This window comes from Coprococcus sp. AF16-22 (genome assembly GCF_003461545.1).
GTDB classification, from domain to species: domain Bacteria; phylum Bacillota; class Clostridia; order Lachnospirales; family Lachnospiraceae; genus Coprococcus; species Coprococcus aceti.
This window is the reverse complement of record NZ_QTXH01000002.1, coordinates 340,094-364,452: the sequence shown is the minus strand read 5'-3', so window position 1 is coordinate 364,452 and position 24,359 is coordinate 340,094. Positions and strand designations below refer to the sequence as shown.

Below are 24,359 nucleotides of genomic sequence, written 5' to 3'. Positions count from 1 at the left end.
GATGGAACTTCAAAAAGAGCTTCTCAAAAAAACTAACAACAAAGGAGCCTACGATGAAATTGCTGACCAGATTTTCAAACTTCGAGAGCTGCGTGAAAAATGCACCGTTGACACCGCTACCAGAGACGCGCAGATTGCAAGAATTAATGACCTGCAGGATTACATTAAGAAGCAGCGTACCAACCTTGAATCCTTCGATGCAACCTTGGTAAAACGCTGGCTCAAGTAAATTACCGTCTGGGAAGACCACTTCACGGTGGAGCTCAAGTCCGGACTAAAAATTGACATAGAAGGATAATGTCCCTTAGACTCAAAAAGGCTCCTCACCACTGGAATACATCCGGTGATGGGGAGTCTTTATCATTTTAATCCTTATCCCAACGATTAGCATCTGTCCAACGGAAGTTTGGGTCTTTATTTCTTCGTGGGTCATTTTCCCATTCTTCAGCTACACGTTTACTTATTTCTTTATTAAGACGATTCATTTTAGGAGTTTTTTCACCGGTTCCACCATTGAATCCGTTCTTAATCCAATCCTGTCTTTCTTCTTCATAAGCCTCTGATAACTCCTCATGAGAAGCTCCTTCAACCCATTTTTCAAATTCACTTTTAAATAAATTCCCGAAAAAGCCCATATTTATCCTCCATTCTATGCAGCTTCAGCAAATATACGTCTCTGTACCTTAAGATAAGATTGCAGATTCTTGATAACATCTTTTTCTTCTTCTAAGTTGTCTGAGGCTATTTCTATTTCATTATCACTTGCCAGCTTCAGGGTATATTCATAAATTCGTCCTACTAAAACATCAAGTTCTTCTGATGTAAGCTGGATACTGATTTTTGAATAATTTTTGTCAGCTTTCAACGCTTCCAAAGAGCTCATTAGATTATTAATCTTATCAATATCCATCTCCCCCTTGCGAATTGCATCAATATAGCTTTTCAGGCTAGCTCTGAATTCTGTTACAACCTTTGGTTCATGGTTTTTTACTTTATTGCAAACCCAAGCACCAGCGCCAACAGCTACTGCACTCGCCACAACAATTATTGCTCCTTTTTTATGCTGTTTTACAAACTGTAATGCTTTAGCACCAACACCCTGAACCTGCTCTGCTGCTGGTAGGTCAATTGGCTTAAGGTGCTTTACTATTTGTCCCTTATTAGGACCAGTTGCCCACCTTACCACACTACCGATTCTTCAATATATTCCTGTTGCTATATCATCAGGAATGAAATATGCATCTTGCGCTATTGCCATAAAATACCTCCTTTGGTTTTCTATAATAGGCCTTGTAAATTTCGCGAATCAAATCATATCCATTAAGCTTTTCGATGAAGATATTATTATCTCTGTCTTGTGTGCATTTATTATTCTATTAAAATACTTAACAGTATCTGTATCTGCAAATCTATGGTCAACAACATTAATTCCTTCATCTCCATTAGCGACAAAAACTAGATATTTAGGAGATATCGGAAATATAAGACCACTTCCATTATTTCTTTCGACAACAGTAGATTTATGCTCAAACGCTGGATTATCAGACGTAATAAATTGTCCTGCATTATCGTAGGTTTCAAAAAGAATCATCTGACAACCACTTAAAGCAAGTTGTACAGCATTATGATAAAAGCCACCTTTGTTCTTAAAAAACATTTTATATAATTCAGAATACCATATTCCGGTCATTAACTCATCTACATACTCTTTTCCTTCGCTTTTCCCTACATCTAGTGTTTCTGCTTCCTCAGCTTTACACATTGACTCAAAAACAGGATACAATAATTTCTCTTTAATTTTTGTATAAACACCCATAGCGTCAAATTTTGGATTTCTACAAAGCATAATGAAAAACGACGCCAGCATATTCCTTGCGATGTCTTCAGATATGATTCTTTCACTTCTTTCAAGTCCAATTGGGTGACCATTATGAACACCACTTACGAATGAATTCATGATATTTTCCCAGTTTTTTTCTAAGTAATCATCAAATGAATCTTCTAAAATATAACAGTTAAGTGCATCTATTTGACTCAATATAGCAGCTTTCTTTGCTACATTTCCATCGTAATAATAAAAGTCCCAATCATGTATTTCGAAGAAATGCTTATTTATGCTCTTTTTTGTTTTGATGATGCTATATCCTAATTTCCCATAAACAGGCTGTTTAAATCCCGTCTTAAGCAAATCATAAATCAAATCAACATATTGCGATTTCACCTTTGCACATGAATTGCAAATAAATGAATACTTAAAATTTATGGTATATAAATGAGGCTTCCAAAGAACGGAATTTCTGTTTGCGCCATCCCCAATACTTCCATCCTTTATTACATAAATTCCATTGAATTTTTTATCGGGCTCTTTAATGGTTTCAACTTGTGTTTCCCATGCCTTCATATAAACACGTGGAACAAAGTGTTGCTTTTTGGTCGGCATTCTAACCTCCTCCTTCCCAACATCCATTCCACTGTCCGAAAATGCTATTAGTATCGAGTTGCCAGATTGGTTGTCAACCCTTTCCGTTTTTCAAAAATCAGCCCAAAATCCCTGACATCTAATCCACTCACTCAATTTGCGTTATCTAATCCGAGGTCACAACCTGACACACATTTTCGCAGTAGATATGTTTCCATATAAAATAACCGAGCCTTTTCAGGAGTTAGGCTTCTATTCCTAACTTCCGAAAAAGCCCTGAAATACGCCGCTTTTCAGCCTTTATTTATCTTTTCTTGACAGCAAACAGACCGTCTCCACATGCCCACTATGACAAAACTGATCCACGACCGCCACCTTCTTCGCCTCATACCCCTTCTCCTGAAGTATCTTCACATCTCTCGCCAGGGTTGCCGGGTCACAGCTCACATAAACGATACGCTCCGGTGCCATGTGGACCAGAGTATCCAGAAGAACCTGATCACAGCCCTTTCGTGGTGGGTCAACGACCACGACATCCGCGTGTGAGCCATCGCCGCCCTTCTTATATATATCGGGAACGACTTCCTCTGCCTTGCCGACGAAGAACTCGGCATTTGTGATCCCGTTGATCTCGGAGTTGTGTCTTGCCTCATCTATAGCCTGTGGAACTATCTCCCCTCCGTATACCTTCTTTGCCTTCTGTGCGAGGAACAATGATATGGTTCCTATTCCGCAGTACATGTCCCTCACGGTCTCGTCGCCTGACAGGTCCGCATACTCCAAAGCCTTGTTGTACAGGACATTTGTCTGGACAGGATTTACCTGATAGAAAGACAATGGAGATATCTGGTATTTGATGTCGCCGATATAGTCCGTGATGTATGACTGTCCCCAGAGGGTTATGCACTTATCACCGAGTATACGGTTCGTATTCTCCATGTTGACGTTCAGGCAAATGGATGTCATGCCGTCTATCTTAACCAGTTCATCTATCAAAATCTCACTGTGCGGAAGCTTGTTGCCATTTGTCACCAGACATACCATGATCTCTTTGGTGGTAAATCCAACTCTGATAAGGATATGTCTGACCAGACCTCTTCCAGTCTCCTCATCGTAGATCGATATGTGATTGTCCTCAATGAAGCTTCTGACGATAGCAACTATCTGGTCATTCACTGGCGCACCGATGGCACAGCTCTCTGTGTCTATGATGTCGTGGCTTCTTCCTGCGTAGAATCCGATGACCACATTGCCGTTCTTGTCTCTTCCGACCGGAAACTGTGCCTTATTCCTGTAGTGGAATGGATCATCCATGCCGTAGGCTGGCTTTTCCATAATGGCTTCCACGTTCTCCATCTTGCCGATCCTCTGCAGACAGTTCTTCACCTTGTTCCACTTGTATTCGAGCTGCTGCTCATAGGAAACCTGCTGCATGGTGCATCCGCCGCACCTCTTCGCTTTGTCGCACACCGGCTCCACACGGTATGGAGATGGTGTGATGAGCTTCATCAGTCTTCCATAGGCTATGTTCTTCTTCACCTTGACGATCTTCACCTCCGCCAGATCGCCCACCACGGCATCCTTGACAAATACAGTCATGCCCTGAACATGTCCAATGCCCTCTCCATCATTGCCCATGTCCTCGATGAGTACCTGGTAGTTCTCATTTTTGACAAGTGTGACCTTATCAACATTCGCCATATTCCGGATCGATGTTTTTACGCACGAGCCAACATTCGATTCATCTGTTCCAGATGTTCTAACAACTGAACTGGCATTATTCACTGCCTCCCCGGTATTTTTTCTCTGCTCACCATTTACTCGTCTATTGTTCTTAGGTCTCCTATTGTTCCTAATATCTGACATATACTATCTCTCTTCCTATTGCCGTTATTAATTATCCGACGTCTTCCTTATATTAGACTGCAATGCTCTGTTGAAGCCCAGCCAGCCATTGTTGTCCTTTGCCGCATCCAGCTCCTGGATAAATGTCTGGATCTTGGCGTCTGTGTTGTCCGCCATGGACAGTGCCAGAGCCTCGATGAGTGCCGGCTTCTTTGGTGAGCCGTACTCAAGCTCCCCGTGGTGAGCCAGTATGCAGTGCTCCAGCTCATTTGCCGCCTTTGCAGGGAAATTGTCTATGGTATTGATCTTATCGCGGATCATCATCGTTCCCATGACTATGTGTCCCAGAAGCTGACCTGCGTCTGTGTAGTCGTTCTCAGGGAACTTGGAGATCTCGTAGACCTTGCCAATGTCGTGGAGAAGTGCCGCTGTGATCAGCAGATCTCTGTTGAGCACCGGATAATATGTAGTGTAGTAGTCGCACATCTTGGCAACTGCCAGTGAGTGCTCCAAGAGGCCTCCTATGTATCCATGGTGTATAGATTTTGCCGCTGAATGATTCTTGAATTCCTTGACAAATGCAGGATCCTCGGCGAAGAATTTCTTCAGAAGCACCTTGTAATAATCCTTGTCGAGTGATTCCACGAGAGCCATAAGATCCTTGTACATCTGCTCTATATCTTTCTTGGTACACGGCATATAATCAGCCTCTGAGTATTCTCCCTCATCTGCAATACGAATCTTCTTGATATTGAGCTGAAGCTCATTGTTAAATGATGTGACCTGACCATCCACCTTGATAAAGTTCTTTGACTCAAAGTGCCCTATCGCATTGCTCAGCTCCCAGACCTTTCCGGCTATACTTCCTGTCTTATCCACAAGCTCCAGGTTGTAATATGTCTTTCCTGATTTTGTAGTTCCTGTCTGCTTGTTCTTGCAGAGATAGACATTCGATATCATGTCGCCTTCGTTGAAATCTGTTATAAATACCATTTTTCTTTTCCTCTTTCTATGTTTAATTATTATTGTATGCTTTAATTTTAATCATATATAAGAATACAATAGGCGGTTATGAAAATCCAGTATTTACTGAACATTTCCACAACCGCCTATATTACTATATTCCCCCACATCACATCTTATCATACTCATGAAGCTTATCTGAAGCAGCCTTCCCATTCTTCCGTGATTCTTCCCTGTCAAGCTTTCTCACTCCAAACAGCCCCTTGATGACAAATGCTATTCCCACGCAAAGTGTTCCAAGGATCAGTGTGAGCTCAAGTCCTGACATATATCTCAGTGAAACATTCAGTGAGATTATGATGCATACAAAGAATGCTATACAAAGTCCTGTGAACACAAGTCCTGTTCCCATGTTCGGCTTAACCAGAAGTGCGATAAATGCGATGACCAGCAGGACAATAAAGATTCCTCCAATATTCACACCACCACCTATACGAAACAGTGAACTTAAAAGTCCCCAGTCGGACACGACGACATTCTTAAGAAACATCACACCGCCTGCTATCATCAATACTATCCCCAACAAAAACTGCAATAACTCTTTCATCCGCTTTTTCTCCTCTTCCTTTTGTAATACGTAACTCTCTTTGTCTTAAGTCATATATCGCTTTATTTTTCCCAGATCAAACTGTATTTTATAATATCAGCTTTGTGTTCCTCCCGCAACCACAGCCGCTGAATTAATCAGGGAAAATGTGCCTATTTCTACACCTGCAATATGTTGACGCTCTATAATTATAAGGGGTATAATCAATTATGTATGTGTAGAATTAGAGACTTTATGTATATTTAATTATGCTTTTCATGCACTTATCATGTTTAGTACCTATCCGATTCAAAATCTACATATTATATACATAAAATATAGAACACGACATTAAAAACAAATAAGGAACACAGAAAATGAATCTAAGAACATTAAGAGTTATAGAATACAACAAAATAGTTGAGATGCTGACAACATTTGCCTCATCACCCATGGCGAAGAGGAAGTGTCAGCGCATAAAGCCCCGCAAGGATCTCGCCATGATCGAGGCTCTTCAGCAGGAGACAAGGGATGCCTTAAGGCGTCTGAACACCCAGGGCAATCTGTCATTTGCAGGACTTAAAGATATCGGGGCATCTCTAAAGAGACTTGAGGTCGAGGGTATCCTCACCACCGCTGAGCTGCTTGATGTGGCCAGCATGCTTGACCTGGCAGCCACCGCCAAGAGATACGGCGAGAACGAGGGCACCAGCATGACCGATACGAGAAGGCGCAGTCAGGAGCAGATCGAGGAAGAGAAAGCTTCCAACAAGATGCTGGGATTGAGCATGAACCCGGATGGCACCACGTGCCCGGACAGCCTGCGCACGAGATTTCTGGAGCTCATGCCACTGGAGCATCTCTCCAGGGAAATCCACAGATGCATAATTTCTGAAAACGAATTCGCCGATGACGCTTCATCAGGTCTCAAGGCAGTGAGAAGGAACAAGCGCCTGACAAATGAAAAGCTGCACAACCAGCTTGCAAAGCTTGTCAGCGATACCAGCAAGCAGACCATGTTCCAGGATAACCTGGTAACCATGAGAAATGGCAGATACTGTATACCGGTCAAAGCCGAGTACAAGAACCATTTTCCCGGTATGATACACGACCAGTCGTCGACCGGTGCCACAGTGTTCATCGAACCTATGGCCATCGTGAACCTGAACAACGAGCTGAAGGAGCTGGACAATCAGGAGCTTGCCGAGATCGAGAAGATACTAGAATCACTCTCCGCCCAGACAGCGGCTGAGATAGAATATATCAAATACGACTTCGACACTCTGGCAGAACTGGACTTTATATTCGCAAGGGCATCATTTGCAAGAAGCTACAAGGGAACCGAACCGATATTCAACACCGATGGGATTGTCGATATAAAGCAGGGAAGACATCCGCTGCTGGAGAAGCACACCGTCGTACCTGTGGACATCAAACTGGGTGAGGACTACAACCTCCTCATCGTGACCGGTCCTAACACCGGTGGTAAGACGGTATCACTTAAGACTCTGGGACTCTTCTCACTCATGGGACAGTCCGGACTTCATATTCCGGCACTTGACGGTTCAAGACTGAATGTATTTGACGACGTATTTGCCGATATCGGAGATGAGCAGAGTATAGAACAGAATCTGTCCACATTCTCATCCCACATGAGCAACATCGTGTACATACTGGATCATGTCACCCCCGGCAGTCTGGTCCTCTTCGACGAGCTGGGCGGCGGTACGGACCCTATAGAGGGTGCAGCACTTGCCATCGCCATCCTGTCACATCTGAACGACATGGGTGTCAGATGTATGGCAACCACACACTACAGTGAGCTCAAGACATTTGCCATGAGCACACCGGGTGTCGAGAATGCAAGCTGCGAATTTGACGTGGCAACACTCCAGCCGACATATAAACTGATGATTGGTATTCCTGGAAAGTCAAATGCTTTCGCCATAGCGAAGAAGCTTGGAATCGACGATAGCATCATTGAGAGCGCCAAGGCCAATATCGACAGCGATACAGTTGACTTTGAGACCCTGATCGCGGATCTTGAGAGAAGCAAGAGGGAGATTGAACAGGACAAAGCCGACATTGCAAGACTCAAGGAGGATGCAAAGCAGCTTCAGGAACGTGCACAGATGAAGGATACAGAGCTCTCAGACAAGAAAGCCGAGATTCTGGCAAAGGCGCGCCAGGAGGCATCCGAGATCATAGAGGAGGCGAAGGCTGAGGCCGATGCCGCTATAAGAAAATACAACAAATGGACCACTAACCCGGCAAAAGCCGATGCCAAGGCGATGGAGGCCGAGAGACAGAAACTCCGCGCGAAGATCAACGACCTCGGCAGGATGAACGAGGAGAAGCGCAAGACTGTAAAGTCAGATCACAAGGCATCCGACTTCAAGGTTGGCGATACCGTACATGTTATCAGCATGGATTCCGAGGGAACCATCATGGCACTGGCTGACTCCAAGGGTAAGCTGAAGGTCCAGATGGGTATAATCAGCGCGGCTCTTCCACCTACTGATCTTCTGCTGGTTGAGCATGAAAAGAAGAAACCGCAGAAGGCCACAGTCACAGGTGGCAAGAGCATGAACAGGATGATGAATATCAAGCCTGAGATAAATGTACTCGGTATGACGGTCGACGAAGCCACATCACTTGTGGATAGATTCCTTGATGATGCCCTTATGGCTCATCTGCACAGAGTCACCATCATCCACGGAAAGGGCACCGGAGCCCTCCGAAAAGGAATACATCAATTTCTGAAATCACAGCCACATGTCAAGTCCTTCCGTCTCGGAGAATTCGGAGAGGGCGATGCGGGAGTCACCATAGTGGAACTTTAAAATAATGCTTCAACAATGAAATCGGTGTACGCCTTCGGATTTTTTACAAACTATATTATTATAAATTTACTGGGAGGTTTATATATATGAGCAAAAATAATATTCTCATCGTTGACGACGACGAGAACATCGCAGAGCTTATATCACTCTACCTCAACAAAGAGTGTTATGAGACCGAGATAGCCGCAAGCGGAACGGAAGCTCTACAGTTATTTGAGGAATATTCACCTGATCTGGTTCTCCTGGATGTCATGCTTCCGGGAATGGATGGCTACCAGGTGTGTACAGAGATAAGAAAGACATCGAACACGCCTATCATCATGCTCTCTGCCAAGGGTGAAGTATTCGACAAGGTGCTGGGGCTTAAGATCGGTGCAGATGATTATATCGTCAAGCCATTTGACTCAAATGAGCTGGTGGCAAGGGTCGGCGCCCTTCTCAGAAGGTCAGCCATGACTGAGAGTGCACAGAAGCAGCCACAGAGCGCAGCTTACGATGTCACAAGTGCGGACCATGTAGGTACATTTGTGGAGTATGACGGGCTGGTCGTAAATATCTCCAACTACACTGTAACCTTTGAGGGACACAATCTCGAGATGCCGCCAAAGGAGCTGGAGATCCTCTACTTCCTCGCCAGCAGACCAAATCAGGTATTTACCAGAGAGCAGCTTCTGGACAAGCTGTGGGGATACGAGTATGTGGGCGACACTAGAACCGTGGATGTACATATCAAGAGACTTCGTGAGAAGCTGAACAACAATCATAACTGGAGCATTGCCACTGTATGGGGCATAGGCTACAAGTTTGAATGGAGATCATAATGAAGAAAACAGCATTTGACAAGATCGTGGTCGGATTCGTAGTGCTGGTTGTAATCATATTTGCACTGCTCATGGTGTACAGTATATCAACAGCACAGAATTCTGTTCTCTCAGAGCGCAAATCCACCATGAAGAACGAAATCACAATGCTTGCCGACGGCGCCATGACTGATTACAGCAACGGAACCATTGACAGCAAGGAATTATACAAGGAGCTTCAACATGCGGCGGATACCCTGGACATGGGAATCTGGCTCACCGATGAACGCAGCAACATTATTTTCAGGTCGGGAAGCTCTTCAGGAAGCAGTGAATCCGGTGGGTCTTCCAAGGATTCAGATTCACACAGCAGCACAAATGACAACCTCAAGAATTATGTGGAACCGGATGAATTGTTTGCATCATTCTGCTTCGAGGATACATTTGGCGGCTATTTCTCGGAGGACACTCTGGTGATCGGCCAGCCTCTCTACTCGTGGAACAATTACATGGGAACTATCATCCTGACATCACCTATGACATTCAAGCAGGATATAAAGAGCAGGATGCTTTCAACGACATTTGTGCCATTCCTGATCCTCATGCTGATCGCCATGATCGCGCTTATGCTCATGTCAAACAGCCTGCTCAAGCCTATACGTGAGATCATCAAGACGTCCAAGTCATACGCCCAGGGTAACTTCAATGCCAGGGTAAATGTGACCGCGAAGAACGAATTCGGCGAACTTGCGAGATACATGGAGGAGATGGCAGATGAGCTGAGCCGTTCAAATGAGTACAGGAAGTCATTTATATCAAATATATCCCATGACTTCAGATCGCCACTCACATCCATCAAGGGTTACATAGAGGCCATGCTGGACGGCACTATTCCACTGGAAAAGCATGAGAAGTACCTCGGCATAGTGTTAAATGAGGCACAGAGACTGACCAAGCTGACACAGGGACTTCTGGAGCTGAACAACTTTGACTCATTTGACCTGCAGCTTGACAAGTCCAACTTCGATATCAGGGATATCATCACACCGACCATCAACACATTTGAGAAAAGGTGCAAGGACAGGGGAATTTTCCTGGACAGCGTATTCCTCACCGACAACACAGTGGTATACGCCGACAGAACCAAGATACAGCAGGTTATATACAATCTGGTTGACAACGCCATAAAGTTCACACCTGAGGGACGCCAGATCAGAGTTCAGGTGACCGAGAAGGACAACAAGATATATACAAGCGTCAAGGATGAAGGCGTGGGAATTCCAAAGGATGCCCAGAAGAAGGTATTTGAGAGATTCTACAAGACGGATCCGAGCCGTGGCAAGGACAAGACCGGAACCGGACTGGGACTGGCCATAACCAAGGAGATCATCAAGGCTCACGGCGAGCAGATCACCCTCACATCCGAGGAGGGCGAGGGAAGCGAATTTATCTTCTCTCTTCCTAAGGAGAAGGATATGCAGGTGCCTATCAAGCCTGTGCATGTCGAGCACACTGAACACCACTCCGATACAGACATATCATCGTCTGGCGTGAAGAGCAATGGCAAATTCAGGATCAAAGACTCATAACATATCGCAGAATATTAAAGCCGGGGTATTACCCCAGAGAATGTCTCTGTTGTAATACCCCGGCTCTATTTATTTCACTTTACATTTCCTACCATCTATCCACACATTTTTCACCTGTGAAACATCTATCGGCTTAGTGAAGTTCAACTCCATTCTCTGTATGCTGTCGCCATCACCGGTCTTGCCGATTCCATATACTACATCTTTCAATTCTTTATTGTCTGTCATCTCAAGTATTATATTCTCCAGCGAGTCATCATCGACCGCCGCATTTTCAGCAATGTCAATGGTTATGCCCTTTGTATTTATTGTACATTTTTCAATGCCATCTATGCCGGATACATCCACACTATGTCCCTGCATATCATCCTGAACCTTAAACTGTAAGGTCCAAGGGCCATCCACCTCGTCTGCTACATAGGTGACCGCGCCATCACTTGATTTATTTTTGTTGAACAGGGTAATGCTGTTACATCTCATGGTGATGACATCCCCCACCTTGTATGCATTTTTCTTTTTTAACTTGTATACAATATCAGACATTGTCTGCTTGTTCGTGAGCGAGGTTCCATCGCCAGGAGCCGTGCTGCCCGCATATTCACTGACGATGTTCGCACCGCCTTCTATTATCTGCATCTGAGCATCAAAGCTCTCATATTTTTCTGTGTCAAAGTCATCGTATGTGATCACCATCGCAATGTTGACCTGATCGCCATCCACTGCTACCTTCTTCAGATCAAAGCTTACTTTTGCATCGGACTCGGTTATCACCTTTACACTGCCCTTATACTCGTTATTTATGTAGCTCTCGTCCACATATTTTGATGGAATAACACTTCCTGTCTCCCTGCTCAGACTGTCAAAAAACCATGCCAGCGAGCCGTTCTCTGCCGCATATGTCAGTCCGCCTCCCGACAGGATCAGAACAGCCGCCACTGCCGCTGCCGCCGTCTTCCATCCATGATTTCTTCCGGTTTTCCTCGCCTTCACCTTGTGCCTGAGCCTCTTCACACAGGCATCCTTCTCTTCATCCGACATATCCATGGTCTCAATGTCCACATTTACATCGTTCATAACATCATATACATTTCTGTCTTTTCCGTTTTTCATGATCATTCACCGCCTTTACACTTGTTTCAATCGACTTCTTGCTCTGGACATTCTGCTGTAGATAGATGATGAAGATACCCCATAATCTTCCGCTATCTCATCTACACACTGGTCATCCCAGTAGTACCTCAGAATGATGTCCCTATCTTCATCCGACAGACCACTCAGCAGCTTTTCCATGCTGTCCGATATCTCCTCATTGAGTATCTCCAGCAGGTTGTCATTTGCAAGCTTGTTCTCATAGTCTGCTATGTCTTCCTCCGAACATCTTCTGCTGTATCTTCTCAGATAATCTATGGATCTGAATCTTGCAATTGCCGTTATCCAGCTTCTGAACGAGCCTTTGCTCTCGTCAAATCTGTCTATATTGTTCCATACATCCAGAAACACATCGTCCATGCACTCTTCAATTTCCTCCGGCATGCCCGAAAGATTCTTGTACACAGCAGCTTTCACCTGCCCTCCATATTCCTGAACCACAAACTCCAGAGCTTTCTCATTATGCCGTTTCAGCTTCGATATATAATTGTTCCTAGTTACTATATCATTCACCTCCCCGTGTGTTTCTAATATATATTCCGATCAAAATCTGTGTTTTCTTGCAGTAAAAGCGATTTTTTTTATAAAAAAGCTGCCAGTTTTTTGAATTATACTGACAGCCATCTCTTTAATTATTATATTTGTTATTCATTTCCTTTACAGCCTCACCGATCTGGGCTCTGAGCTCTGTGGGATAAATGACCTCCACCGAGGTTCCATACTGCATCGCCCAGTGCGCCATCGCCTGACGGCTGCACACAAGCCGCACGTAAGTTACATCATCCTCAGTCTCCCTGAAGCCTTCGTACTGTCTGGCTATATTTTCATCGACCACATCAAAGTTTCTTCCAAACCAATCCACCACATCCGATATGGCAGCCTTTCTGACACGCATCACTATGGTCACCGGCTCATCGGCAAACATATATATATGCTCAGCCATATGCTTTGGAAGGTTAAGCCCGTGTTCCATGCCCTTTACTTCTGCACGGTTCTTCACCGGTCTGTCAACTATCTGGACCTGTGTCATCTTATCCACTCTGTAATTCGACAGATTGTCATACTTGTCATAGTTGCAAATGAGGTAATACTTTCCATCATTTGCCACCATCTGATACGGATTGACTACGTACGGCTCCTTCCGTCTCGGATGAAGCTTCTTGTCCTCACCATAATTATTGTACACAAATGATATCTGCTTCTTCTCAGATATGGCATCATCTATCATTCCCACGTTGAACAGTGTCTGCTTGTTGCTGGTGTGCTCGAGACCCGGAAGACTGCTCACATGCGTCATCTTGTTTGTAAAATATATATTTGACAGACCTGCTATCTTGTCTATGAGCTGGCTCGCCTGACCAGCCGGTATGGTCTTGGAGAACAGGATACTGTCTATCATCATTCGAAGCTCTGCATCGTCAAACTCGTGATTATAATACCAGTTTGATGTAAGTGTCTCCTTTGTGCCGTCCTTCTTCTCTCTCTCCGTCTCGGTGTACTCAATGTCATAGCCATAATCCACCAGACAATTGAGATTTGCTTTTACGGATTTTCTGTCCACAGTTATATCATAATCCTCTTTGAGCTTCGCAATGATATCCTTCTGATCCATGGTGTGGTCACAGTCCGTATATTTCTTCAGTATGTCCAGAATGCATATGTTCAGCATCTTTTTTCCACTTGTAGGATACGCCATGTATATTCCCCCTCTATCACTACATGTCCCAACTAAGACGATGTAGATTTCCTGCTTCCTCTAGACCTGGGAAATCATTCTGTCTGAGTGCTTCATACAGCACTATTGCCACAGAGTTGCCCAGATTCAGTGAACGAATGTCTGGGAACATCGGAATCCTGATAGATGTATCCTTATAATCAACCAAGATCTCCTCTGGTATACCCGCACTCTCCTTGCCGAACATGATGTATGCGTCATCCTCAAACTTCACATCTGTATACTTCTTCCTGGCTTTGGTTGTCGCCATGTATATCTTTGCTCCGGGATTCTTTGCAAGGAAATCCTCGAAATTCACATACGTTGTCACATCCAGCTTGTCCCAGTAATCAAGCCCGGCACGCTTCAACTGTTTCTCATTTATCTGGAAGCCCAGTGGTTCTATGAGATGCAGTCTTGCGCCTGCTGCCACACATGTTCTTCCTATGTTGCCTGTATTGGCCGGGATCTCCGGCTCATGTAATACTATATTTAGCATACTACTCCTCCTATAAAAACCTTGGCGGTGTAAGAAATCTCCTCTCGTCGTCGTGCACCACAACCCTATCGCTTTTTTCCGTAAGATGGCCTATGACTGAAGCCTCATATCCTGCCTCATAGAGCTTATCAGCCAGCAATTTTCCATCCGGAACTACGAAGAGTGCAGAACCACAACCATCTATCATATACGGGTTATCCCCGGTGTGCTCACATATCTCTATTGTCTCCTGAAGTATCGGTATATTGTCATGACATACCTCAAGCCCGCACTTCAGCGCATCTCCCATCTCCCAGAGAGCTGCAAATACGCCGCCCCTCGATATGTCGTGTGAATATATACAGCCATGATCTAATGCTATGTCAACCTGGCCGCCAAGCAGTATAAGCTGCTCGAGCTGCTCCACAGGTCTCAGATAACTCTCCGAATATCTCTCAAAAAGTTCCTTCTGATTGTCATAGTAGAGCTGCAAAGTTCCCCCAACGCCAGTCTGTCCACACATAACAATGTCCATACCGGCCAGTCGTTTTGATCCACACAGGTCTAAATCATAATATCCTGCATGTTCCTGACCTACAGATATTCCCATCATTGTCAAACTTATAATTGGCTCGGCAACAGCACTGTTCACCTCAGTATGTCCCGTCACTATGTCAACGCCGTACTCCGCACATATGCCCGCAAGCTTTCTGAGCAGTTTCTTCATGCGTCGTTCATCGTCATCAGGCATAACTATGGTATCTACTGCCGCCCATGGCATATATCCGCCAATCCTTATACTGTTGTAAAGTCTCGCTATATCAAGTCTGAGTCCCATATACCCGCTGTCACAGCACACACCAGCCGCAACATTCACGCTTTTAGCTGCGCCGGTGTCTCCGCTACCCCCATCACGCAACAAGAGCCGGGCATAGTCATCTCCTATTCCGGCTCTCGTCACATCGTCGTGGACAGTACGTGGCAGACTCTTAAGTATCGATCGCACCGTCTGGTGCTCTCCAAACTTTCCTCTCATATCTACTCTCCAATTCGACCTGTTTTCCTATTAGAATGCTGAAACTAAAAGTGTAACAACCATTGCGATACACAGAACCACAACAATTATTCTGGATACCAGTGTCTTACCTTTCTTGCTGCTAAGATCTATCATCTTTCCACACTCCTTATCAAAGTATCTTGCTCTACAAAATTAACTTAATAATAACAAAATATAAACCGTAGTTCAACAGCAATTATTTTTACAATCCCTGCCCCTTAAGGTAGTTGATAAACTGCTGTGCAGTACGTCCGCTTATGCCGCCATGTGCAAGCTCCCACTTGTTTGCCTCTGCGCAGAGCTCCTTCTCGTCCATGGTGATGTGCTCCTTCTCAGCAAGTCCCTTGACGATCTCAAAGTATTCCTTCTGTGAAGGTGCGCTGTAGCTGATCGTGACTCCGAATCTGTTGACCAGTGACAGCTTCTCCTGAATGGTATCACTTCTGTGAATACCATTGTTATTCTCCATATCATTCCTGTCGTTCCATGTCTCCTTGATGAGATGACGGCGGTTGGATGTGGCATATATGAGCACATTGTCAGGTCTGATCTCAAGTCCACCCTCGATGACAGCCTTGAGGTACTTGTACTCTATCTCAAATTCCTCAAATGAAAGATCATCCATGTATATGATAAATCTGTAATTTCTGTTCTTGATAAGCGATATGACCTGCGACAGATCCTGGAACTGATGCTTGTATATCTCTATCATACGAAGTCCTCTGTCATAGTACTCGTTGATGATCGCCTTGATCGTGGTTGACTTTCCTGTTCCACTGTCACCAAAGAGAAGTGCATTGTTCGCCTTGCGGCCCTCCACAAATGCCTCAGTGTTGTCCACGATCTTCTTCTTCTGGATCTCATATCCGATGAGATCATCCAGCATGACATCCTCTGTGTTATTTATAGGTACAAACTCCAGATCTCCATGCTCACGGGTGATCCTGAACGCTTTGTTGAGACCGAACATACCAACACCATATGCCTTGTAGAATGATGTCACTATGTCAAATATCTGGTCCTCGTTCTCAGCCTCCTCTATCGCATTGCTGACAGCCTGAACCTTCTCGCTGACATTCTTATTGTACATTCTCTCCTTCTTGCCAATAGACTTGTAATTGTTGATAGTTGAGAAACAATCTATTCCAAGTGCGCTCTCTATCTCTGAGAAATCAAAGTCGAACAGCTTCTTGAATATCCTGAAATCATTCTTTGCAAAATAATTAACTGTTCCGTCATTTGCTCCCACCTTCTCACTGGTTATACTGAATGAGTTCTCATTGGTGATGAGTATAAATGCCAGATAGTTGTGCCACAGATTCTTATCGAATCCATAACTGGTAGCAAGATCCAGAAGTCTCTTGATCTGATCGTATATGCGGGCACACAGCTCCGCATTCTCACACCTCTTGAGATCAAAATCCTCAAATATTCCAGACAGCTTCATAAGTATGCTGTCCTCTCCAAGATCTCTGTATAAAACCAATTTCGCTATGTCTCTGTACATGTGTATATCCTTCTTTCTGAACGGCTATATGTATCACCACACAGATGATGCCATATATGAGCCGTTATTTCTTTCTCTTCTTGTAGTTTTTATTTCTGTTACTGTTTCTGTCTGTATTGTTTCTTTCTATGTTATTTCTTTCTGAGCTATTTCTTCCCGTATTGTTTCTGCTTGTGTTGTTTTTCCCAGAATTGCCGCTTCCGGCTGTACTGCCCGGTGCATTTGACTCATTCGTCCCGGTCTGCCCGGCGTCCACCTTGCTGACATCAGACGCACATTCCTCATCCAGCCTTCCATTCCATCGCCCCTCGGGGATGTTGCATGCCAGATTATATTTCCTCCACGATATGCCCTTGTCTCTGAGTCTCTTAACCACATATTCTTCAGACATCGCATACAGGACGGAGAAAAGCGGTACAAATATGAGCATACCCAGAATGCCCAACATATCACCTCCAAGCATGACCGCCACAAGTACCCATATAGATGGAAGTCCCACCGAACCACCAACAACATGAGGATATATGAAGTTACCCTCTATCTGCTGCAGCACGACAAATATGATCAGAAACACTATGGCACGCTTCGGATCCTCTACCAGGATCATAATCGTTCCGGCAAAACATCCGACAAATGCTCCAACAACCGGGATCAGTGCAAATACTGCTATGATGATGCTGACCGTAAGCGCATACGGAATACGGAATATGGTCATCGTAATGAAAAACATAAGTCCAAGTATGCACGCCTCAAGGCACTGACCTGAGATGAACTTGGAGAAGGTCTTATCCGCAAGAACACAAGTCTGAATGAATCGGTCCGCCTTTTCTTCCCTGAACACCGCATACAATACACCCTTTACCTGCTTCTCCAGAGTCTCCTTCTGAGCCAGTATGTAGCACGCAAAGAACAGTCCCACCAGAACATCGACCACGGCGCCTACCACACTGCTGGCAATGGAGAACGTGGAAGACAATACACTGCTGCCGCCGTTCTTCACAATACCAACCACATTTGATATAAGTGCATCCCAATTAATATTGATACTCTTTATCTTATCCACTATCTCCGGCTGGTCCTTCATCAGCTTGATCGCCTTCCTCTGTATATCATCCATGGCCGATGGCAGCTTCTCTGCAAACATAGTTATAGTCTTGGACATCTCAGGTATGATCATAGTTATTGCAAACGTGAGAACAGCTATTATGCACAGGAACGACAGTATGAGGCACACTGGTCTCCTGAACCTGTACAGTCTGCTGTCTTTATTCTTAAACAATACCTTTTCAAGTCCCTTCATAGGTACATTCACCACAAATGCTATGGCAAATCCTATGACAAATGGCATGAGTATATTGATGAGCCAGCTGAACATACTGGACACCTTATCAAAATTAAACAGTACATATGCAAACAGCACCACACCGCACAATATAATCACGGTCCTCACTGTATCCCTCTTATTCCAGTTCATGAAGTCCTCCTAATAATCCACATTATTATTCTATGTAGTCATCAATTACATATCTATTCACCCAGATGTATATCTCCAAATGCCTCGGACAGGGAATATGTCAGATTCTTCTTGGGCTTGTACACATCGATGACCGGGGCCATGATCCTGAAAAAATTCTCCTCATCCTTTGAGAGCTTGAACACCTCAGCGGTATTCCTGGCATCCCACAGGGCATCATGCTCTGCCCCCTGAAAGTTTTCTCCCAGATAAAACACAGCGTCCGACAGTGATATCCTTCTTGACGTTCCTATGAGCTTGGCATATTCCTTCTGGAAATCCTTCCACCTTGATATGATACTTTCCAGCCCGGGGTGCGTGTATTCCTTCAGCCTGGCCTCCTTGCGGAGCTGTCTCAGGTCATTCTCACTCCATGCGTATATCACATCGGCATCAGCACACCACTCTATAAAGCTCCCCATGGCAAAAGCATATGAAGGAGCATTCTCCACCATATCATCTGTTATTCCTGTGAGCTTTATTATACGCGAAGCCATGGTTCCATATGCCGGCTTCACATAACTCTTAAACGAATCTATCTCATTATAATCTTCATCCAGTTTAACTGCACCGATCTCTATGATCTCGCTCTTACATATTTTCTTTTCCTTCTTATACTCTGAATCTATCATATTCATTTCAAAGTCCACAAATACGTATATCATACACTGTATTTCCCCTTACATTGCCGATTTAATCATTGTAACACTGTGACCGGAAAACTGTAAACAAGCATATTAGGTATTTGTCAGCATTTCCGCAAATATTTGAGTATATTTTTGTCCTATTATGAGTTAAAATTTCTGTGACGACATAATCTGCACTTATACGGCAGCATACGACACGAAAGGAATATACATATGAAAAATATAATCTTTGATATTGGCATGGTCCTCGTAGACTTCCACTGGAAAAGCACCATGGAGAAGCTTGGCATACCAGCGGACGTGATAGATACTCTTGATCACAACATGATAAACCACCCTATGTGGAATCATTTTGACCTGGACGATATGCCTGAGCCAGAGCTCATCAAACGTTTCAAGGAACTCAGCCCGGAATGCAGCAGCTACATAGACCTGTTCATGAACAATCTCGATGAAGTGGTGGACATGTTCCCGGGAGCCGACATGTGGCTCAAGGATCTCAAGTCCAGAGGTTACAACATCTACCTCCTGTCCAACTACCCAAGAAGACTGTTTGCACTCCACACGCCTAGATTCCACTTCCTGCCTTACACGGACGGAAGAGTGGTCTCCTATGAATACCACGTGACCAAGCCAGACGCCGCCATCTATGAGCATCTCTGCAACAAATATAACCTTGTCCCTGAGGAATCCATTTTTCTTGATGACAGGCAGGCGAATCTCGATGCCGCCGCAAAGCTTGGTTTCCACACTCTTCTGGTCACAGATCCTATAGGAGTGAGGGGCGCACTTGACGACATACTCGCACGCGAATAAGGAGATGCCAGATGAAAACAGATACAACTCAAAGCAGACACTGTGGTCTGCTGTGGCGTTCCATATTCTTTCCGCTGGCCTTTATTTATATGGAGCTCCTGTTTCACATTGCAATTTATGGATCTGCAGGCAGCAACATACTACATCCCCTGACATTTGCGCTGGCATGCGGACTTACCCTGTCAGCACTGACCTCCTTCTGGCACAGATATGCAAATGCAGCCATAGCCTACCTGCTGTGGAGTATATTTACGATCTACTATATTGCACAATTTGTATACTATAAGATATTCAGAACATTTTTGAGTCTGGTGTCCATCGGCGGTGCCCAGGATGCTATGAACTTCAGGACTGTGCTTTTTTCAGCATTGCGATCCAACTGGTATATCATAGTGCTGTTCCTGCTGCCACTTATATGTCTTATCATCATGAACAGGTTCTGGTTTTCATTTGGCAGATGCCGCATCGGGCAGAAGCCTGGTGTGCTCAGGGCAGTGCTGGTGCAGCTGGGTATCTCCGCAGCTGCATGGGTACTTGCCATCTGTATTCTGGCAGTGCACGGGACTGCAGCCTACACTCCATATGCGCTGTTCCACGGACGCTATGTACTTGAACTGTCCATGAACAAGCTTGGAGTCATGGTCACCACGGGAAGAGACTGTGTGACCATGGTGACTCAGAGCAGCCAGAGCAAGACATTTGAGCTTGCAGATATTGGAGATAATCAGTCAGATGCACAGACTGCCGCATCAGATATCAATGCCGCATCTGCGGACGAGACAGATTTTTCATCAGCTTCTCAGACCAGCGGCTCAGATCAGGCGGCAGGATCAACCCAGGCCGACGAGCCTGTATATGTTCCGCAGGTCGATGAAAGCATAGATTTCCAAAGTCTGTACAATCAGACAGATGACGAGGAGCTTAAAAGCCTGACGGCATATTTCTCGGGGGTACAGCCAACTTACACGGACGAATACACCGGCATGTTCGAGGGGTACAATGTGGTATTTGTCACCGCTGAAAGTCTCAGTACATATGGAATATCCAGGGAGGCCACACCGACACTGTACAAGATTTATCACGAAGGCTTTGAATTTACTAACTTCTACAACCCACTGTGGTATCACAGCACCATAGACGGCGAATATACCAACTGCCTCAGCCAGTATCCGGCATCCTCCAAATGGAGCTTTGAGGCATCCGCGGACACCTACCAGCCATACGCCCTCGGCAATATGCTGAACGCACAGGGCTACAAGAGCTACGGCTACCACGACTTTGATGCCACATACTACGACAGAACAAGAACCCATCCGAATATGGGCTACACCACCTTCAAGGCCATCGGCGCAGGATTGGATATTCCTGACCACGTTATGTATTCCGATCTCGAATGTATGGAGGCTGTGTATGGGGATTTCATTCAGGATGACAAATTTAACATGTATTTTATGAGTTTCTCCGGCCATCTGCCTTACAATTACGACAATCAGTATATATGCATGATTAACAGGGAGGGAGCCGAGAATGTTCTCTTCGGAAAAGGGTACTCAGATGAGGCCATAGCCTATGTTGCAGCCCAGATGGAGCTTGACAAGGCTCTGGAATTCCTGATGGATAAGCTGGAAGAGACTGGCAAGCTGGACAACACTCTGTTCATCGTGGCACCTGACCACTATCCTTACGGACTCAGCGACGGCACCTACAACGAGCTTGCGGGCAAGGACATAGAGAATGATGACTTTGAGCTTCACCACAACCAGTTTGGTATATGGAGCTCATCCATGGAGAAGCCAGTAGTTGTCGACAAGCTCTGCTCCAGTGTGGACATACTTCCAACTGTGTTAAACCTTCTCGGAGCCGACTTTGACTCAAGACTTCTGGCTGGCCGCAACATTTTGTCCGACTCCGATGAGCTTGTGATCTTCGCGGATCAAAGCTTTATGACCGACAAGGTCAGATATGATGCCAGCACGGGGGAGACCTCTTACTTCGTCCCTGAGTCACAGATCCCTGATGGATACGTGGATCAGATGATCGAGGAGGTTGAAAACCGACTGTATATATCGGACGAGATGATAAACACGGACTATTTTTCATTTGTATATAGCAGATAAAAGGCCGAGACAATCCCCGCCAGCACATCGGCGGCGGCCTGGACAAAAGCCACTCCATCTATGCCATACATGCGCGGCAGTATGAATACTAATGGTATAAAACACACTCCCTGACGCAGGGCGGATATGAGGGTGGCTTTTCCATATGCTCCAAGAGCCTGATAGTACATTCCGGTCACCAGACACACAGCTGCAAACGGCATGGATATGGCATGCGCCCGGAGAGACAGCGCCGCAAGCTGCATAGCTTGAGTGCCACCTTCATGCAAGAATACACCGGCCACCTCGGATACCCACACCCAGGTCGCAGCACCCATAGCGCACATGAATATCACCGCAGTTATCATGGTAAATCTCAGCGACCTTTTCACTCTGGATTCAAGTCCTGCACCATAGGCAAACCCGCACACCGGGGCAAATCCCTGCCCATAGCCCACCAGCACGGCAAATGTGACCGCAAATATCTTATTTGCAACCGTGATTCCCGCCATGGCTCCATCACCGTACTGTCTGCAGTTTCTGCTGATCATGACCGCCGCAAAGCACATGAGCCCCTGCCTCAGGAAGGATGGCAGCCCTGTTCTCACTATACGCACCCCATATCTGAAGCTCCACAAGTCTGATATATGCAGCCTTACCACGCTGCACCTTGACCTGACACATATATACATTATGGCAAGGCTTATCCCCTGTCCGGCAAGGGTCGCTATGCCTGCACCGGCTATTCCAAGTCCAAGCACTCTCACCAATATATAGTCAAATAACGCATTTGACAGTCCGCCTGCCAGAATACCCAACAGGGCTAGATACGGCTGCCCCTCAGCCCGCAGGGCATTGTTCAGGACATAGGCACCACACATAACTGGAGCCGCCAGCATGATATATATTCCATACTGCCCAGCAGGAGCAAGACTTGTGTCCGTGGCCCCCAGAAGTCTTACCACATCCTCCCTGAACACGGCAAATATAACCGCCATGACCGCGCCCGACAGTATTCCTCCCGCCAGTGCCGTGGCAAGCGTCTGCTCTGCCTCGCGTTTCTTCTGCTTACCGAGGAGTCTCGCTATCTCACTTCCAGCTCCCATGCCCCATGTGTAACCCACAGCCTGTATCAGCGCCATGACAGAGAACATGATCCCCACTGCGGCCACGCTGCTTTCTCCAAGGTCTGATACAAAATAGGTGTCTACAATATTGTAGGAGGTTGCAATCAGCATGGTGAATATTGTAGATACCGAAAGTGACAGTATGAGAGAAGGCACAGGAGTCTCAGCCATTTTGCTGTGATTCTCCTGTGCCTTCTTCTGTGTATCCACACTCTCAGGAATGTCCATTCCCGAAAGTATCAATCTGTCATATATTCCATTATCGGGTCTGCTGTGTAACCGCCGTCTGTTGCTGCGCCTGTCCATGTGTGTAGTCCCTGCTTTCTTCCTTACTCTCACGCAGGAATTTCTTAACCTGCTGCAATTTCTCCTTTGCATCGTACACACCCAGCTCATACATGGCCTCGATCATCTCCGGCTTCTTCTCAAGCCTTGATATCTCTATAGTCTCACTCGGTCTGATTATCAACGTATCACCCTCCTTTTCAAGCTCCTCCAGCTTGTCCAGGGTCTTGTTGTAATACATGTGTCTCATGTGACATCTTTTAACGAACTCAGGGTACTCCCTGTACCTTCCGGCCTCCAGCCTGAGCATCTTGTCCGGGCCCTTGCGGTATCCCTCCGGTCTTGTCAGAACTACTATATTTCTCCTGTAGCCCATCCTTCTGAATGCAAATATCGGTATGCTGTCGGATACACCTCCATCCAGCAGCTTCATTCCATCAACCTCTACAATATTGGACACCAGTGGGAGGGATGCCGAAGCCCTCACCTTATTCACATCCTCAGGCTTTCTCATATCTGTACACTCCAGATACTCCGCCTCTCCTGTATCCAGATTAGAACATCCCACATAGAGCTTCGTAGGATTTGCAAGGAATGCATCGTAGTCAAGTGGATCCAGTTTCTCCGGGATATCGTGGTAGCAGAACTGCTCACCACATATATCTCCTGTAGTTAAAAGGGAGTACAGGCTCATGTAGTGCTTGTTGTTCCTGTACTTCATATTGTAACGCATGTTGCGCCCTCTCTGTCTCGCCACATAGGAGAGTCCATGTATGGCTCCCGCCGACACCCCTATGACACCGTCGACCTCTATATCATTGTCCATGAACACATCCAGGACTCCGGCGGTATATATGCCTCTCTGGCCGCCGCCCTCAAGTACCAAACCTGTCTTTGCCATATCGATCACCTTTCATCCAAATAT

General features: G+C 45.5%; 22 protein-coding genes. 6 read left to right on the top strand and 16 right to left on the bottom strand.

Going from position 1 to position 24,359, the window contains the following annotated elements:
• Window position 1: 1 nt before the first annotated feature.
• Window positions 2–229, top strand: coding sequence for a hypothetical protein (locus tag DWW60_RS13860; protein ID WP_330417736.1), 228 nt, complete (start codon window positions 2–4; stop codon window positions 227–229).
• 136 nt (window positions 230–365) lie between these two features.
• Here DWW60_RS13860 and DWW60_RS04260 read toward each other — a convergent pair whose 3' ends face one another.
• The 6 genes from DWW60_RS04260 to DWW60_RS04235 form a co-directional block, all read right to left on the bottom strand.
• Window positions 366–635 carry a hypothetical protein gene (locus tag DWW60_RS04260; protein WP_021682055.1) on the bottom strand — a complete coding sequence of 90 codons (270 nt, stop codon included), beginning with the start codon at window positions 633–635 and terminating at the stop codon, window positions 366–368.
• A gap of 14 nt (window positions 636–649) precedes the next feature.
• The gene (locus DWW60_RS04255) at window positions 650–1,186 is read right to left on the bottom strand and encodes a hypothetical protein (RefSeq protein ID WP_117874441.1); all 537 of its coding nucleotides are present in this window, start codon (window positions 1,184–1,186) and stop codon (window positions 650–652) included.
• A 120-nt stretch (window positions 1,187–1,306) separates the two neighbouring features.
• Window positions 1,307–2,440, bottom strand: coding sequence for a DUF4238 domain-containing protein (locus DWW60_RS04250; RefSeq protein ID WP_158565875.1), 1,134 nt, complete (start codon window positions 2,438–2,440; stop codon window positions 1,307–1,309).
• Window positions 2,441–2,719: 279 nt separating this feature from the next.
• Entirely contained in the window at window positions 2,720–4,285 is a 1,566-nt protein-coding gene (rlmD, locus tag DWW60_RS04245) for a 23S rRNA (uracil(1939)-C(5))-methyltransferase RlmD (RefSeq protein WP_243002912.1), read from the bottom strand.
• 27 nt (window positions 4,286–4,312) lie between these two features.
• Entirely contained in the window at window positions 4,313–5,257 is a 945-nt protein-coding gene (locus DWW60_RS04240) for a 3'-5' exoribonuclease YhaM family protein (protein WP_022216953.1), read from the bottom strand.
• Between the two features lie 139 nt (window positions 5,258–5,396).
• Window positions 5,397–5,834, bottom strand: coding sequence for a hypothetical protein (locus tag DWW60_RS04235; RefSeq protein WP_022216954.1), 438 nt, complete (start codon window positions 5,832–5,834; stop codon window positions 5,397–5,399).
• A gap of 356 nt (window positions 5,835–6,190) precedes the next feature.
• On the opposite strand from DWW60_RS04235, the gene DWW60_RS04230 reads away from it, so the two are divergent.
• From DWW60_RS04230 to DWW60_RS04220, 3 genes are all read left to right on the top strand, one after another.
• A complete protein-coding gene (locus tag DWW60_RS04230) occupies window positions 6,191–8,656 on the top strand; it encodes an endonuclease MutS2 (protein WP_117874439.1) in 2,466 nt (821 codons plus the stop codon).
• Between the two features lie 86 nt (window positions 8,657–8,742).
• Entirely contained in the window at window positions 8,743–9,477 is a 735-nt protein-coding gene (locus DWW60_RS04225; RefSeq protein WP_015534659.1) for a response regulator transcription factor, read from the top strand.
• Window positions 9,477–11,045 (top strand): HAMP domain-containing sensor histidine kinase, encoded by a 1,569-nt coding sequence (locus DWW60_RS04220; protein ID WP_022216956.1) that lies wholly within the window; start codon window positions 9,477–9,479, stop codon window positions 11,043–11,045. Before DWW60_RS04225 ends, DWW60_RS04220 begins: the two co-directional genes overlap by 1 nt.
• A 69-nt stretch (window positions 11,046–11,114) precedes the next feature.
• Here the strand turns inward: DWW60_RS04220 and DWW60_RS04215 are convergent, their stop codons facing one another.
• The 8 genes from DWW60_RS04215 to DWW60_RS04180 all read right to left on the bottom strand — a co-directional run bounded on the left by DWW60_RS04215 (window position 11,115) and on the right by DWW60_RS04180 (window position 19,128).
• Window positions 11,115–12,155 (bottom strand): hypothetical protein, encoded by a 1,041-nt coding sequence (locus DWW60_RS04215; protein ID WP_117874438.1) that lies wholly within the window; start codon window positions 12,153–12,155, stop codon window positions 11,115–11,117.
• 15 nt (window positions 12,156–12,170) lie between these two features.
• Window positions 12,171–12,707, bottom strand: coding sequence for a sigma-70 family RNA polymerase sigma factor (locus tag DWW60_RS04210; RefSeq protein ID WP_055224066.1), 537 nt, complete (start codon window positions 12,705–12,707; stop codon window positions 12,171–12,173).
• A 115-nt stretch (window positions 12,708–12,822) separates the two neighbouring features.
• On the bottom strand, window positions 12,823–13,890 hold the full coding sequence (locus DWW60_RS04205) for a WYL domain-containing protein (protein ID WP_117874437.1): 1,068 nt from the start codon (window positions 13,888–13,890) through the stop codon (window positions 12,823–12,825).
• A 19-nt stretch (window positions 13,891–13,909) separates the two neighbouring features.
• Window positions 13,910–14,407, bottom strand: coding sequence for a tRNA (uridine(34)/cytosine(34)/5-carboxymethylaminomethyluridine(34)-2'-O)-methyltransferase TrmL (trmL, locus tag DWW60_RS04200; RefSeq protein WP_022216959.1), 498 nt, complete (start codon window positions 14,405–14,407; stop codon window positions 13,910–13,912).
• Window positions 14,408–14,417: 10 nt separating this feature from the next.
• Window positions 14,418–15,422: an AIR synthase family protein gene (locus tag DWW60_RS04195; RefSeq protein WP_117874436.1), complete on the bottom strand. Its 1,005-nt coding sequence runs from the start codon at window positions 15,420–15,422 to the stop codon at window positions 14,418–14,420.
• 223 nt (window positions 15,423–15,645) lie between these two features.
• Entirely contained in the window at window positions 15,646–16,950 is a 1,305-nt protein-coding gene (locus DWW60_RS04190) for an ATP-binding protein (protein WP_015534651.1), read from the bottom strand.
• Between the two features lie 64 nt (window positions 16,951–17,014).
• On the bottom strand, window positions 17,015–18,424 hold the full coding sequence (locus DWW60_RS04185; protein WP_055224056.1) for an AI-2E family transporter: 1,410 nt from the start codon (window positions 18,422–18,424) through the stop codon (window positions 17,015–17,017).
• Between the two features lie 53 nt (window positions 18,425–18,477).
• Window positions 18,478–19,128 (bottom strand): 3'-5' exonuclease, encoded by a 651-nt coding sequence (locus DWW60_RS04180; protein WP_055224054.1) that lies wholly within the window; start codon window positions 19,126–19,128, stop codon window positions 18,478–18,480.
• Window positions 19,129–19,323: 195 nt separating this feature from the next.
• Here DWW60_RS04180 and DWW60_RS04175 point away from each other — a divergent pair, with 195 nt between their 5' ends.
• Both DWW60_RS04175 and DWW60_RS04170 read left to right on the top strand, forming a co-directional pair.
• Entirely contained in the window at window positions 19,324–19,926 is a 603-nt protein-coding gene (locus DWW60_RS04175) for an HAD family hydrolase (protein ID WP_055145127.1), read from the top strand.
• Between the two features lie 11 nt (window positions 19,927–19,937).
• Window positions 19,938–22,043, top strand: a complete 2,106-nt coding sequence (locus DWW60_RS04170; protein ID WP_117874435.1) for an LTA synthase family protein — start codon at window positions 19,938–19,940, stop codon at window positions 22,041–22,043.
• On the opposite strand, the gene DWW60_RS04165 is transcribed toward DWW60_RS04170, so the two are convergent.
• Together DWW60_RS04165 and DWW60_RS04160 are read right to left on the bottom strand one after the other, a co-directional pair.
• The gene (locus DWW60_RS04165) at window positions 22,016–23,488 is read right to left on the bottom strand and encodes an MATE family efflux transporter (RefSeq protein WP_243002911.1); all 1,473 of its coding nucleotides are present in this window, start codon (window positions 23,486–23,488) and stop codon (window positions 22,016–22,018) included. The two genes, DWW60_RS04170 and DWW60_RS04165, sit on opposite strands and share 28 nt — an antisense overlap.
• Entirely contained in the window at window positions 23,409–24,335 is a 927-nt protein-coding gene (locus DWW60_RS04160; protein ID WP_022216965.1) for a patatin-like phospholipase family protein, read from the bottom strand. Before DWW60_RS04160 ends, DWW60_RS04165 begins: the two co-directional genes overlap by 80 nt.
• Window positions 24,336–24,359 lie beyond the last annotated feature (24 nt).

Coding starts and splice junctions, on each gene's coding strand:
- DWW60_RS13860 (WP_330417736.1), top strand. CDS start 2: ATGGAACTTCAAAAAGAGCTTCTCAAAAAAACTAACAACAAAGGAGCC.
- DWW60_RS04260 (WP_021682055.1), bottom strand. CDS start 635: ATGGGCTTTTTCGGGAATTTATTTAAAAGTGAATTTGAAAAATGGGTT.
- DWW60_RS04250 (WP_158565875.1), bottom strand. CDS start 2,440: ATGCCGACCAAAAAGCAACACTTTGTTCCACGTGTTTATATGAAGGCA.
- rlmD (WP_243002912.1), bottom strand. CDS start 4,285: ATGTCAGATATTAGGAACAATAGGAGACCTAAGAACAATAGACGAGTA.
- DWW60_RS04240 (WP_022216953.1), bottom strand. CDS start 5,257: ATGGTATTTATAACAGATTTCAACGAAGGCGACATGATATCGAATGTC.
- DWW60_RS04235 (WP_022216954.1), bottom strand. CDS start 5,834: ATGAAAGAGTTATTGCAGTTTTTGTTGGGGATAGTATTGATGATAGCA.
- DWW60_RS04230 (WP_117874439.1), top strand. CDS start 6,191: ATGAATCTAAGAACATTAAGAGTTATAGAATACAACAAAATAGTTGAG.
- DWW60_RS04225 (WP_015534659.1), top strand. CDS start 8,743: ATGAGCAAAAATAATATTCTCATCGTTGACGACGACGAGAACATCGCA.
- DWW60_RS04220 (WP_022216956.1), top strand. CDS start 9,477: ATGAAGAAAACAGCATTTGACAAGATCGTGGTCGGATTCGTAGTGCTG.
- DWW60_RS04215 (WP_117874438.1), bottom strand. CDS start 12,155: ATGAAAAACGGAAAAGACAGAAATGTATATGATGTTATGAACGATGTA.
- DWW60_RS04205 (WP_117874437.1), bottom strand. CDS start 13,890: ATGGCGTATCCTACAAGTGGAAAAAAGATGCTGAACATATGCATTCTG.
- trmL (WP_022216959.1), bottom strand. CDS start 14,407: ATGCTAAATATAGTATTACATGAGCCGGAGATCCCGGCCAATACAGGC.
- DWW60_RS04195 (WP_117874436.1), bottom strand. CDS start 15,422: ATGAGAGGAAAGTTTGGAGAGCACCAGACGGTGCGATCGATACTTAAG.
- DWW60_RS04190 (WP_015534651.1), bottom strand. CDS start 16,950: ATGTACAGAGACATAGCGAAATTGGTTTTATACAGAGATCTTGGAGAG.
- DWW60_RS04185 (WP_055224056.1), bottom strand. CDS start 18,424: ATGAACTGGAATAAGAGGGATACAGTGAGGACCGTGATTATATTGTGC.
- DWW60_RS04180 (WP_055224054.1), bottom strand. CDS start 19,128: ATGATATACGTATTTGTGGACTTTGAAATGAATATGATAGATTCAGAG.
- DWW60_RS04175 (WP_055145127.1), top strand. CDS start 19,324: ATGAAAAATATAATCTTTGATATTGGCATGGTCCTCGTAGACTTCCAC.
- DWW60_RS04170 (WP_117874435.1), top strand. CDS start 19,938: ATGAAAACAGATACAACTCAAAGCAGACACTGTGGTCTGCTGTGGCGT.
- DWW60_RS04160 (WP_022216965.1), bottom strand. CDS start 24,335: ATGGCAAAGACAGGTTTGGTACTTGAGGGCGGCGGCCAGAGAGGCATA.